This is a genomic window from Kitasatospora sp. YST-16 (assembly GCF_026802215.1).
GTDB lineage: Bacteria > Actinomycetota > Actinomycetes > Streptomycetales > Streptomycetaceae > Kitasatospora > Kitasatospora cineracea.
The window spans coordinates 5,637,123-5,649,282 of sequence record NZ_CP113837.1 but is presented as its reverse complement, the minus strand read 5'-3'; the positions used below and the strand labels follow the sequence as shown (position 1 = coordinate 5,649,282).

The following is a 12,160-nucleotide window of genomic DNA, read 5'->3' as shown; positions in this document are numbered from 1 at the left end:
CGCTCCTTTCTGTTCGGTTCGGGGAGGGTTGCGCGGCCCTACCGCTGGCGTGCGACTGGCTGGTGGTGCTGGCCGGTGCTCCACTCGCGAGGTGCGGTCGGCTCCAGCGCGACGTGGGGCAGGGCAGCCGAGCTGGCGCGGGCGGCCGAGTCGCGGCTGGACGGGGGCATCGCTGGGGGCGCGGTTTGGACGACCACGCCGAGGAGGTCGGCGGGGCAGGCGTAACCGATGCCCTCGCTCTGGAAGGACCGGACGGCGCGGGTGACCGCGACGCTTCGCGCGGCCAGCCCGGTCACGTCGGGGGGCAGTTGGAACCGAACGTCCGTGGTGGTGGAGTGGTCCACAAAGCCCGCCTCGCGCAGAAGCTGCTCTGCGCGTGTCTGGGTGGCCAGCAGTTCTTCGCGGCCGGGAACGCCGAGCTGTTCCAGGCGCTGGTACACGGCCGCGAGCATCGCAGGGACGCTGCCCCGGTTGTGCTCGTGCGGACCGCCGGGCTCGCTGTCGTAGATCACTTCGAACTGGTCGGTGGCGTCCGGGTGGTCCCGGGTGACGTGCCAGCTGTCGGGGAAGCCGGAGACGGCGTCTGCGATCTTTCCGGTCTCCTGGGGCGGGGAGATCGTCAGGTGGCTGCCGTCGGGCAGCAGGACGTGGACGATGTAGTCGCTCAGCCCGAAGTCCTCGACGCATTCGAGCCCGCGGTGTTCGAGCGGGCCGGTGATGTGCGGATAGCGTCGGCTGATCCGTGCAGCGTCGATGGTCCTGGGCGTGAACGGCCCGTACACGTAGGCGTTCAGCTCGTGGGGTTTCTCGGTGAACAGGACCGTCACCTGGGGCTCGGATTCCACGTCACTCTCCTCTGCTGCACGGGGACGGGTGTGGTGCGCCCGCCGACGCAGCGTCGATCGCGTCCGTCGGCGGGCGGATCACCAGATTCCGCGCCGCGCGGCCGGACGCATCCGGCCGATCTTGTGCTAGGCACCTCTCGGCGAACAGGAAGCCTCCCGTTCTGGGGTAATTCGCTCCGCGTTCGGCAACCGCGGTGAGAGGCTTGGCGCCGTGAATTCGAGGAGATATCTCGGGCAGGCGGGCATGGAGGCAGCCGTCCTCCCCTCCCGGGCGGCCTATCTGATTGCAGACGGCAGCGCGGCCGGGTTCCGTACGGCCGTGACGCAGGCCAGCAGCCGGTGGGGCGGCATGACCGAGCCCATCGTCGAGGCCCTGGCTTCGGGCCTGTCCCCGCTGCACGAGCAGACCGTCCGCGTCGCCAAGGTCGAGGCGCTCGTCAACATCGACGCCGACCCCCTGGCCGCCGAGGAGATCGCGGCGGGCCTGGGGCTGCCCCTCGTTGCGCTTGCGGACATGCGGAAGTACGGCGTGGTGTTCACTTGTTCCCCGGACGAGGTCAGAGAGTTCACGGACGCGGCATACGCGCCGATCGCAGCGAGCCCGACCGGGCCGCTGTGGCAGCTGGCTGTGGCCGGCTGCGTGGAGCCGGGCCTCCGCGAGCACGCCAGGGTGAGCGAGCGGGAGGACGAGTTCGGCCGGTACCAGCTGCAGAGCGACACCCGGATCCAGGGCACGATCGCGCAGTTCGGCGAGTACCTGAGCCCCACCCCGGGGCACACCTCGATGGTCCTGTGGGTCGTCGAGGGCGAGGGCTTCGCCGACAGCCTCGACTTCTGGAACACCAGGGCGATGCGGCCGGTCGACACGATCGACATGCCGATGCTGCTGCTGCCGGGTGCCGACGCGGTCAAGAACTGGATCGACTTCCCGGAGCAGGTGGCTCATCTGCTCGGCTCTCGCCCCGGCCAGTTCGCCCCCGACGTGGCGCTCGTCAGCCGCTCGGCGTCGCCCGAGCAGCTGCTGGAACTCGCCTCGGTGCTCGGCCTGGAGCCCACCGAGGAGGAGCCGCGGGCCGGAGTGCGCATCCCCGTGCCGCCGACCCGGACCGCCCCGTTCACCTTCCGGACGGACTTGGACCCCACAGCCTGGGTGACCCTCGAACGCCACTACGGCGTGCCGACGTCCTTCGACGTTCAGGTCTTCGCCGACGGACCGAGCACCCTGCGCTTCGCTCAGCCCGTCCGGTTCAACGGGCACGCCGGGGCCCTCGTGAGGTTCTGGGGCGAGCCCCTGCTCGGCCTGCCCGCCCGCCCGTCCATCGCCCGGCTCGTCCACCCCGATGCCCAGTGGCGGGACGGCAAGCTGCAGCTCGCGTTCCTGCCGATGACCCATCAGCTCGCCGTTCAACTAACCTTCCCCCTGCTGCCGCAGGCCACAGAACGGCTTCTGGACGATGTCGCGACAGGGCACCAGCTGTCCCCCGCAGGGCGGCTGGGGACGGCCCTGGCCGAGCGCGCCGACAGCACCGCACTCCTCGAACCCGGTGTCTACGAGGCGGCCATCGCCCTGACCACGCCGCGCTCCAAGGAGCTGTTGAAGCGGCTACAGGAGCTTCGGGCGGACGGCGATCCGGACGCCGACCTCGCCGAGCTGGCCGCCACGTGGGGCGGCCGGTCCGAGCGCCGCTATCTACCCGCCGACAAGGTGCCGAACGTCAGGGCGGAGGACCGGGCGGCGGCGCTGGAGCGGCTGTGCGCGCTGGGCTGGGCCGAACGCGGCCTGGAGAGCGTCTGCCCCTCGTGCACCAGCCGGTCGTTCGTTCCCCTCGGACAGACCAGCGGTTCCCCGCAGTGCCCCGGGTGCGGTGCAGTGTCCGCCTACCAATCCGGCGGCGCGCCGACCGCCGTGCACTACCGGCTCGACAGCTTCACCGACCGGGCAAGCGACAACGGCCTGCTGCCGCATCTGCTCGTCATCGCCGAACTCTGCCGGCGCAAGCCCCGCTCCCACTTCCTCCCCGGCACCGACGTCACCTTCGCCGACGGCACCCAGGAGGAGGTGGACATCTACGGCGTCTGGGACGGGAAGGTCCTCTCCGGAGAGGTGAAGACCTCAGCCTCGGAGTTCGACGAGGCCCAGCTCCGGCGTGACGTCGCGCTGAGCCAGCGGCTCGGGGCGGACGTGCACCTGCTCGCCTCGGTCACCCCGGTCTCCGAGGCCGTCCGGGACACCGCGCGGGAGCTGTGCGATGCGGCCGGGCTGGAGCTGGAGGTCTTGGACCAGGCCGACCTTCGCCCAGCCGCGCAGAAGCCAGTCCCTGCGACCGCGGCCGACGGCCTCGGCTGGCTGCGTGCCGCGACGGCCGACCTGGCTGCGCTGGTCGAGAAGGGCAAGCCCGTCAGCCACGGCCAGGTGGCGCGAGTCTTGAAGACTGCGGGCGGCGGCGCTGCCCCAGTCCCCGGACACATCGCGGTTCTCTCCTGGGCGCTGACCGAGCACCGGGACGATGCCGCGAACCTTCTGCTCCGTCTTCTCGGGGCCCTCGATACTGCGGTCCGTGAGCACGGTGCCGCAGAACCGGGGGCGTAGACGCTGCTCGGCTGCTACCGGCCACCGAGCAGACGCAGGCCGGCGGGCTGGCACAGGTACCACCCGCTGACCAGGTGGCCGTCTTCGTCGTGCCAACTGACCTGCGCGGACCAGCTGAGGCTTCCCAGTCGCAGCCTCCAGTGTTCGATCCGGGCGGGGCGCCACTGCCCGCCGACACGGATCTGCGCCCGCACCCAGCGGGCTTCCGCCGGCCAGGTCCGGCCAGGCCCGATCAGCAGCGCGGCCGGCGCGGGCATCGCGTCCCCGTCAGCGTTCCCGAGGGTGCGACTGCCGGTTCGGGGGTGCGGGAGGGCTGTACTCACAACGGCATCGTACGCCTGTTCGATTTTTGTTTTCTGCTCCCCTTCGTGCTCCGGCGGGTGCCGGAAACACCGAGGACGCCAGCCCGGCCGGGCTGGCGTCCTCGGTGCTGCTTTCTCAGGGCGCGACCACGGTAGCGCGTCCGTTCCAACGGCGTGCCGGTCTGTCAGCGCGTCGGGCGCCGCCGCGGAGCTGGAGCCGCTGCGGCTGCCTGCCCGGTCCGGGGGCCGCTACCGCGCTGCACGGCGGCGGGCGCGGGCGCGGGGGCGGGGACGGCCGACAACCCTGCGATCCGGCGGACCCGCCAGACCATCACCGCGGTGACCGAGTCCGCGCTGTCCAACTCCCGCCAGGACTTCGCCTCATCAAGCAGCGCGGCCGGATCGTGGCCGGCGGCCTCGGCCTCGGCGAGGGTCGCGGCGAGCGCGTCCCAGCCCTCCCTCTCCCGTGGGGCACCCTCGGTCTCGGCGAGCCGGGTCCGGATGATCTCGGCTTGGCGCTCGCGGACCTCCGGAGGCAGCCTCCGGCCGCCTTGGGCCATCGCCGCCATGGGCCTGGCGGCAACCGTCCCGTACGCCGCCCGCAGCTCGCGGGCGGCGGCCGCGGCGGCGGCGGCCTGCTGGGCGTGACCGCGCCCTGAATGCCAGCGGGCGGCGGCGATGGCCAGCAGGACCAGGGCCGACAGCAGCATCGCGGTCGCCCCGCCGTCCTCGCCCCGGTTGGTGGCGTAGCCGTTGGAGAGCATCTGCCGGGCGGCGTAGCGCAGAGCGCGGTTGTCGGCTCGCTCGGCGCGGACGTGGCTGCGCGAGGCGCGCTCGAACGCCCGTGCTGCGGCCAGGAGCTGGGCCCTGGTGTCGGCCGGGGCGCGGATGGCGATCACGTCGATCACCTCGATCGCTCCAGCGAGCTGGGCCGCGACTTGGCCGTCGTCGCCTTCGTCGATGGCGCGGGCGGCGGACTCGACCGCGTCGGCGGCGCCGCGTCGGGCCTGAGCGGCCCGGGAACCCGGCACGCGGGCCTGGCCAGTCGCCGCGCCAGCGGGTTGTGCATTGTCGACGGCCTGGAGCGGCCCGGTGCCCAGGCGCTTGCGGATGCGGGGCAGGGACAGGTCAGGGGCGAGCCGGGAGCCGCCGAAGAACACCGGCTGTCCCTGCGCGTTGCGATCGTCCGGGTGGGCGACGGAGTACCCGAGCACGTCGCCCGATGGTGCGATCTTGAGGCTGACCAGGAGGCCGGCGGTCTTGAGCCGGTCGAGGAACTCGTCCTCGTCGGCGGCGCCCGCGACGGCGCGTCGGACGGCGTCGCGCAGCTGGAGCCGGACGGGTTCGCCTCGGCCGAGCCGTTGCGCCTTGTGGCCCTCGGCGCTGGTGGGCCGCTTGGCGGCGGTTCCGTCACCCTGGTTGAGCTCCTTGAGGCCGAAGTCCTTCTCGATCTGTCGGCATTCGGCCTGAGCGCGTTCCGCGTCCTTGTTGAGGCGGGCTTGGCGCAGGTCGCCGCGCACGATGGTGGCCATGATGTGGATGTGCCGGGGGTCGTGGCGGACCGCGATCCAACGGCAGCCGTCGGGGTCGCCGGGCTCGGCGATGCCGGCTGCGGCGACCACGCGGCGGGCGACCTCGGCCCACTCCTCGTCGGTGAGGAGCCGGTCGCCGGGGTCCGCGCTGACGGGGCAGTGCCACACGTGGCGCTTGGGCCGTCGGTCGCCGAGCTGGTTGACGCGCAGGTCGAGGGCGGCCTCCAGTTGCGAGAGCGTGGCGGCCGGGTCGCGGCCCGGGTCCGGGGCGAAGCCGTCCCAGCTCGCGACGATATGCGGGTCGACGTGTTCGTCGTGCTTGCCGGGGCCGAAGAGGTAGGCCAGCAGTCCGTACGTCTTTGACCCGCGGCTGATGTCAGGGACCACCGTTGGCCCTGATGGCGAGCTGGTAGGCGGTGCGGTCGACTGTGGCGATGGCGGCGCGGACCGCGCCGAGCGTGGCGTCGAGGTCAGCGGGTCGAACCTGGCCGCCGGAGTTGAGGGCGAACGCGATCTGGTTCAGGTTGTTGCCGACTCGGGCCAGGTGGGCGCGGGCGGAGACGAGGGTGTCGACGGCTCGGTCGAGTTGGTCTTGCGGGTCGCGGGCGCTGCTGTGGCCGCGGGCGGCGGCGAGCGTGCTGGTGGCGACGAAGCGGGAGACGGTCTGCTCACGCTGTTCGGCAGCGGCGGTGATCTCGTCGCGCTCGGTGGTGTTGAAGCGGGTGACGATGCGGTGGGGGCGCTGCTGGGCGTCGCGGTGGCGGCGGCGCGGACGGCGCACGGGCGTCAACTCGGCTTCAGCGTCTTGGGGTTGTGGCGTGATCGCGGCTTCTCCTTTCCTCGGTTCCCGGAGCGCCCTCGCTCCGGGCTCCTGGGTGGAGCCGAGCGCCCTCGCTCGACTCCACCCAGGTCCCTCGCCCCCGTGGGGCGAGGGCAAGTGCCTGGGGTGGCCCGTAGGGCTGCCCCAGGCGATAGCTTGCTGCGCCGTCGGTGCCCGGTCCCCGTCCTGCTGGTGCAGGTCAAGTCACCTTTACGGCAGCCTATTTCACCGTGTGCCGGAGGTTTCCAGCTGGTAGTCGACGAGCAGCTCGACGGCGTACTCGATCGCGTCCGGCGGCGTCTCAAGGACGAACTGCGGGCCGCTGCGGGTCCGGCGGACGATCCAGCTGCCGTCGCTCGCCCCTTCGGCGGTGTGCAACAGCCCTTGGTCGCGCAGCAGGGTCATCAGGCCGGTGGAGAGGTGTTCGTCGGTGGTGCTGTTGGCGGTCAAGTCGCTTCCTCGGGTGGGATGGTGGCCTGTTCGGCCGGTTTCGGGGCAGTCAGCGTCGGGCCGGCGGTGGTTTGCCCTCGATTTCCTTCAGCTCTCGCAGGAGCTGGCCGAGCGCGGTGTTGTTGATCGGGACGTTCTGGGCCCGGAGGCCGGCGCGCAGGGTCTCGCGGGTCAGCCGTCCCTCGGCGGTAGCAGCCACGGTGCGGCCGATCGGCAGCAGGGCCTTCAGTTCGTCCTCGCTCAGCTCGCGCTTGCGGGCTCCGCGGTCCGGTCCAGCTCCGGTGCCGGGGACGGGGGACGGGGAGGCGGGGACGGGCTCGAAGGTGGTGGCGGCCCTCGGGACGGTCCCCGGTCCCGGCCCCGGCCTGTCCCCGGCGGGGACGGTGGGTGTGCCCGGGGTCTGCGCGGTCCCCGTCCCGGGACCGGTGTCCTTCACGGGGACCGGGCGGGACCGGGTTTCGGGGTCGGTCCTCGCTCGCTCGGTCCCCGGTGTCGGGACGGCGTGCAGTGCGGTCGGCCGCGCGGGGACGGTCCCGGGGTCGACCTGGTGCTCTGCTGCGGCGTTCGGCGGGGCGGGGACGGCCGGCGGGGACGCGGGTGTGCGGTCCGGTGCGGTCGCGGTGGTCTCGCTCACCGACCCGGTTCCGTCGGATTCTCCCGGGAGGGGGGCGGGACCGCCGTCGGGGACCGGTGCGGGCCCGTGCCGGGGACCGGGTTCGGCGGGTGGCGGGACCGTCTCCGTGGGGACTGCGGGGGGCGCGGCGTGCACCTGCGGGGCGGTTTCGGTCCCGGCGGGGACGATCCGCGCCGGGTTGCTCACCGGGGGCGGGGTGGTGGGGACGGTCCCGGTCGGTCCGGGGACCGTCTGCGAGGTGGGGGCCGTTCCGTTCCCGGGGACCGTCCCGGTGGTGGTGGCGGGCGCGGAGGTCTGGGGACCGGGGACGCTCCCGCCGAGGATCGGCGCGGTCCCGGGGACGGGACCGGTTTGCGGTTGTGTCCCCGGGACCGTGGCCGGTCCCGGTGGGAGGGCAGCAGACTCCGCGGGGGCCTTGGTCAAGGACACCGGGGACGGCCCGGGGACTGCGGGCAGTTCGGGGTGCTCGGTTGCGGGTGTGGGCGCCACGCGGTCGAGAGCGGCGGCTTCGGTGCGGCGGTTCCACCACCGGGTGCGGACCGCGGAATTGGCATGGGCACCTGTGGTGGAGGTTCCCCGTCGGCTCCACCAGCGGGTCTTGCCCGGCCCAGGGGCAGCCGAGCCGGTCTCGGGGTCTGCGTCGGCCCCGGAGGTGTGCCGGGACATGACGATGTAGAGGTGGGTGGCGCCGCCCAGCACCAGCGGGGCGATGGTGCTCAGCACGCCGACGGACCAGTCCGGCAGGTGCAGGCCCTCGCCGGCGGGCGCGAGGTCGTTGAGGCGCACGGCGTGGGTCCAGTTGGCCCAGACGCTCGTGGCCGTGGCGCTGCCGAATACCGACCAGGTGTAGATCCGGGCCCTCAGCGGCGCTTCCTTCAGCACGACCAGCGCCCTGGTGCCGTAGGCGATGAACCCGTCGATGGCGACGGGGAACAGGTAGCTCAATTCGGGACGGACGTGCATGGCCACGGCCATCTGCTGCAGTGCGTCGTAGGACAGGGCTCCGCCGACGCCGCCCATGACGCCGATCGCCGCCTTGTCCCACCAGGACATGCCGGTTGCGGACCGCTGGTCCTCGCTCACGCGGCCACCGCCCGGCTGGCGGCCAGCGAAGCGGCGATGCGCTGCTCGCGCCGGACCGAGAGCGGCTGGTTGGCGATGTTGGAGCGGGCCTCGCGCAGGCGTTCCAGGCCGTACTTGCGGCTGATGCCGAGCACGGGCGCCCAGGTGTTCACGTCCAGGTCGAGGATCGCGGCCACCGTCACGACGGAGAGGCGCTCCGGCCGGGAGAGGTGGACCGACCGACCGGCGAGGGCGTCGCGGACGCGCTGTTCCTCCCAGCGGAACACGCCGGCGCTGCGGTGGAGGGCGAGACGCTCAGCCTCGGAAAGTCCGCCGCGGATGCCCCAGCGGTCGTTCAGGTCCAGGGCCTCCTCCAGGCACTGCTGGCTGACGGGGCAGGCGGCGCAGGTCGCTTTGGCTGCGGCGGTCTCCTCAGTCTCGCCGGGGAGGGGGTGGAACTGATCCGGGTTCACGGTGCCGACGCAGGCGGCGTCGGTCGTCCAGCTGTGGTCACGGCGGCGGCCTGCGAGCTGGATCGGGGTGGGCTGGGTGTCGGGCACGGTGCGGTGGTCTCCGAGGCGGGCCTGCGGGGGCAGGCGGTTGGTCGGTGGCGGCTCTGCGGTGGTGGCGGGGTTTGGGCCGCTCGGTTGCTGGTGGCAGGCACGTGGGCTGTTCTGGCCAGCGCGCGGACCTTGTGCTCGATGGCCGGGGTGGCGAGCGGGTCGGCGGGGGCGCGGGTGCGGGCTGCTCGTAGCTGCGCGAGGGCGCGCTGGTAGCCGGGCGAGGCGTTCTTCCGGGGTCTGAGCGGTCCGGGCGGGCGGCGGTCCGGCCTGGTGGTGTTGGTGGTCGGCGTGGGCGCGGCCCTGCCTCCGCGGTCGGCCAGGACGTGGATGTCGCGCGGCTCGTGGGGCGGGGTCATCGGGGGGCTCCGGTGGTGAGGTGGCTGGAAGTGCTGGCGAGGCGCACGACACGCTGGACGAGGTCGGTGCCGTAGATCTGCTCGGCGCTGTCTCGGCCGGCGAGGGTGATGGCGGAAATGACCAGTTCTGGCTGGCCTGCGAGGTACTGGCGCCAGGCAAGGGTGCGGATTTCGGCCTGCTCGGCGTCAGTGGGCTCCGCCGGAAGCTCGGCGAGGTGCGGCTTGGGCTTGGAAGCGGTGAAGGCTTCGCCGACCAGGCGGCGCACTGCGTTGCTGCGCGGCGCGGACCACGAGCTGCTCCACTCGACGTGGCGCTCTCGGCTGGCCTGGGGGCTGTGGCGCCACCAGGCGACCAGGTTGGCGCGCTTGGCCGGGGTGTCGAACAGCTTCTCCACGCCGATCAGGCGGGCCGTCAGGAAGCCGCTGGGCCGGTGGATCCGGTCGGAAGGGGCGCGCAGGGCGAGGACGGCGATGACCTCGTGGGCCGTCCAGCCCGCGTCGGCAAGGTGCCGTGCGGCCCAGGCCACCCGCGCGACCGGCGTGCCGGCCAGCCACGGCACCTGCCGGACCAGTTCCAGGCCGAGCTGGTAGCGCCGTCCAACCGCGTTCAGCGCCTTACGGGTTCTGCCTCTTCTCGTCGGGGAGCTGCTGGATTTCCCGCTTCGAGGCTCGTCCTCAGAGGGAGAAGAAGTAAGTGCTGCAGGAGAGACAGTGCAGGAACCACCCTCCATTGGGGTGCAATCCGAACTCGCAGAAAAAGAGGGCTTCTTGGTGCTGCGGGCCTTGCGGCGCACGGTGCGTGCAGCCTTCTTTCCGAGCCGGGCCAGCTGGGCGCGGCCGTACTCGGAGACGCCGACGACGGCGCGGATGAAGGTGTCCGAGGGCACGGTGCGCAGGCCCAGGGCCTGGTCGAAGGAGGAGGGGATGGTGCGGGCGAACTCGCTTGCAAGCGGGCGTCCTTGACGCACGCGCGTGCCCTTGACGCGGTAGGCCAGCAGGCCCGCTTCCCGCAGGATCGCCATGTGGTACTTCACGGTGCGCGCGGAGACCTTGAGGATCCGGGCGAGGAAGTCGATGCCGGGCCGGCAGGGGGTGAGCTGGGCGAGCTGCTGGGCCAGCAGCACGGTGGTCGTGCCGAAGCGCGGACCGTGGCTGCGGACCGGTATGCGGGTGCCGAGGTCGTGCGCCCAGTGGACGGCCTGCATCCAGGTGTAGGGGTCGGGGGCGATGCGCGAGCCGGTGGTGGAGATCCACTGCTCGGAGTCGGGGACGGGCAGGCCGGGGCCGCCCAGTGCCCTGTCTGCGGAGGTGCGCGAGGGCATGAGGGAGCTAGGCATGGAGGTGGAAGGTTTCGCCTGGTGCGCGCGGCACCGGCCACCAGGGCAGGCGGTGCCGTCAGCGCGGAACGGGTGAGGGCGAGTGAAGGCGCGTCAGGGCGCGGCTGCTCCGGCAACGGGACGGTCCTGTCCCGGCTCGGGTGTGCCTGCGCGGCGCGGCCGTCCGGGGGCGGCGAGCCGGCCCGTCGTCGGACGTGGTGAAGGTGAAGGCTCAGGCTGCCAGCGGGAGGTCCTCGCCGCCGGCGGCAGCGAGAGCGGTCAGCTCCCCGGTGGCCAGGTCGAGGCGGTGGGGGCATCCGCGGTCGAGCGGGAAAGCGGTGCTGATCCAGCGGGCCATCGCCTGGCGGATCGCCAGCGGCTGGGGGACGTGTCGGCCGTGCGCGTCGTACGCCTCGGCCGTGCGCGGCAGGCCGCTCTCTGCGGCACTGTTCAGGCGCACGGAGGCGGCGCCGGGAGCGAGCCTGGCGAGGATCTCGGCAAAGGCCACGGAGGTGGTGGCGACCAGGCGGCCGTCACGGGCCCCGGTTGTGCGGATCGAGGAGGACATGCGAGACTCCTGGGCTGATGTCCGGCCGCGTTGTGAGAGGCGGAGGCCGGCGTCGGACGTGATCGACGTCCTCGCATGCGGAGAGGTCCGGGAGCGCCAACTCCTGGGCCCTCCGCCGAGGGCGGCCGAAGCCGCTGCCCTACCGGCATGACCGGCGCGCCAGCGATGGCATCCCCCAGATGAGCAGGCACGATACGCCCCCCACCAGGGATTCTGCACTCTAGTTTCCCTTCGGCGAGATCAACGTACACCAGAGTTCGCCAGAATGGGACACTAAAGTTCTGGCCCTGGCGTGCATCCGAGCACTGTTGGGTACTAAAGTGCGCCCGTGGGACGATCCGACACGGAGGGCAGTGCGATGGGCGGACAGGCAGACAAGGACAAGGGCCTTGCGCAGATTGCCGAGCGCCTCGACCGCCTCTTCGAGGAGCGCCACCCCGACAACCGCGGCCCGTACACCGTCGGCGAGGTCTCCGCCGGCACCGGGATCAGCGACACCCTGCTCCGGGGCATGCGACGAGGGGACAAGACCAACCCCACGATCGACACCCTCATGAAGATCGCAGCATTCTTCGACGTCCCCCCTACGTACTGGGTCTCGGACGACCCGGGCAAGGAGATCGCCGGCCGCGACCTCCAGCGCGCCATGGAGGACGCCGGCGTCCAGTCGATCGCCCTGCGCAGCAAGGGGCTCGACGCCCGCGGCCTGCGCTTCGTGAGGGAGTCGATCGACATGGCACGCAGCTCGCAGGGCTTGCCTCCAGTGGAGGAGCCGGGCGAGCCGACGCCCTGAGCCCTCTTCGGGACCCGGTCGGAGCGCGACGGAAATTCTACGCGCGGAGATCCACCGGGGCACATTCCTGATTGTCCATCAGGAATTCCCCCCCCTCCCCAAATGTGACAGCTCCATCCCCTGACACAGGGAAATGAATCCACCCCGGAGATAGCGGGAAGGAATCCAACAAGAGGAAGAGAGTGATGCACATCACTCTCCCCTTTGACATGATCCCGACTTATTACTTTCGGTAGTGAAAGGTTCGGGGACTGTCCGTGACATCCCCGGTGGCTTCCGATATCACCACAGGTCACAAGCCGATCAGGCGCGACGTTGAGTAACCATGC

At 72.1% G+C, this 12,160-nt stretch carries 11 protein-coding genes; 2 read left to right on the top strand and 9 right to left on the bottom strand.

Translation table 11 applies throughout. The features are described 5' to 3' along the window. Nucleotides 1-38: 38 nt before the first annotated feature. Complete coding sequence (locus OU787_RS25630; RefSeq protein ID WP_268660675.1) at nucleotides 39-845, bottom strand: hypothetical protein; 807 nt, start codon at nucleotides 843-845, stop codon at nucleotides 39-41. Nucleotides 846-1,089: 244 nt separating this feature from the next. Between OU787_RS25630 and OU787_RS25625 the strand changes: the two genes are divergently transcribed. Continuing rightward, entirely contained in the window at nucleotides 1,090-3,435 is a 2,346-nt protein-coding gene (locus OU787_RS25625) for a hypothetical protein (RefSeq protein ID WP_268660674.1), read from the top strand. Between the two features lie 14 nt (nucleotides 3,436-3,449). On the opposite strand, the gene OU787_RS25620 is transcribed toward OU787_RS25625, so the two are convergent. The 8 genes from OU787_RS25620 to OU787_RS25585 form a co-directional block, all read right to left on the bottom strand. After that, entirely contained in the window at nucleotides 3,450-3,758 is a 309-nt protein-coding gene (locus OU787_RS25620) for a hypothetical protein (RefSeq protein WP_268660673.1), read from the bottom strand. Between the two features lie 164 nt (nucleotides 3,759-3,922). Further along, on the bottom strand, nucleotides 3,923-5,656 hold the full coding sequence (locus OU787_RS25615; protein WP_268660672.1) for a relaxase/mobilization nuclease domain-containing protein: 1,734 nt from the start codon (nucleotides 5,654-5,656) through the stop codon (nucleotides 3,923-3,925). Beyond that, complete coding sequence (locus OU787_RS25610; RefSeq protein WP_051816625.1) at nucleotides 5,646-6,050, bottom strand: plasmid mobilization protein; 405 nt, start codon at nucleotides 6,048-6,050, stop codon at nucleotides 5,646-5,648. The genes OU787_RS25615 and OU787_RS25610 overlap by 11 nt, the downstream gene beginning before the upstream one ends. A 264-nt stretch (nucleotides 6,051-6,314) precedes the next feature. Further along, nucleotides 6,315-6,539, bottom strand: a complete 225-nt coding sequence (locus OU787_RS25605) for a hypothetical protein (protein ID WP_268660671.1) — start codon at nucleotides 6,537-6,539, stop codon at nucleotides 6,315-6,317. Between the two features lie 49 nt (nucleotides 6,540-6,588). Continuing rightward, entirely contained in the window at nucleotides 6,589-8,256 is a 1,668-nt protein-coding gene (locus tag OU787_RS25600; RefSeq protein ID WP_442788553.1) for a DUF2637 domain-containing protein, read from the bottom strand. Further along, complete coding sequence (locus tag OU787_RS25595; protein WP_051816627.1) at nucleotides 8,253-8,795, bottom strand: WhiB family transcriptional regulator; 543 nt, start codon at nucleotides 8,793-8,795, stop codon at nucleotides 8,253-8,255. The genes OU787_RS25600 and OU787_RS25595 overlap by 4 nt, the downstream gene beginning before the upstream one ends. 355 nt (nucleotides 8,796-9,150) lie before the next feature. Further along, nucleotides 9,151-10,491 (bottom strand): helix-turn-helix domain-containing protein, encoded by a 1,341-nt coding sequence (locus OU787_RS25590; RefSeq protein ID WP_268660670.1) that lies wholly within the window; start codon nucleotides 10,489-10,491, stop codon nucleotides 9,151-9,153. A 211-nt stretch (nucleotides 10,492-10,702) separates the two neighbouring features. After that, nucleotides 10,703-11,038 carry a hypothetical protein gene (locus OU787_RS25585; RefSeq protein WP_268660669.1) on the bottom strand — a complete coding sequence of 112 codons (336 nt, stop codon included), beginning with the start codon at nucleotides 11,036-11,038 and terminating at the stop codon, nucleotides 10,703-10,705. A 328-nt stretch (nucleotides 11,039-11,366) separates the two neighbouring features. Here OU787_RS25585 and OU787_RS25580 point away from each other — a divergent pair, with 328 nt between their 5' ends. Next, nucleotides 11,367-11,831 carry a helix-turn-helix domain-containing protein gene (locus OU787_RS25580; RefSeq protein WP_157852167.1) on the top strand — a complete coding sequence of 155 codons (465 nt, stop codon included), beginning with the start codon at nucleotides 11,367-11,369 and terminating at the stop codon, nucleotides 11,829-11,831. The last annotated feature ends 329 nt before the right edge of the window (nucleotides 11,832-12,160 follow it).

Bases quoted from the DNA above. Each gene is read 5' to 3' on its own strand.
- OU787_RS25625 (WP_268660674.1), top strand. From the start codon at position 1,090: ATGGAGGCAGCCGTCCTCCCCTCCCGGGCGGCCTATCTGATTGCAGAC.
- OU787_RS25590 (WP_268660670.1), bottom strand. From the start codon at position 10,491: ATGCCTAGCTCCCTCATGCCCTCGCGCACCTCCGCAGACAGGGCACTG.
- OU787_RS25585 (WP_268660669.1), bottom strand. From the start codon at position 11,038: ATGTCCTCCTCGATCCGCACAACCGGGGCCCGTGACGGCCGCCTGGTC.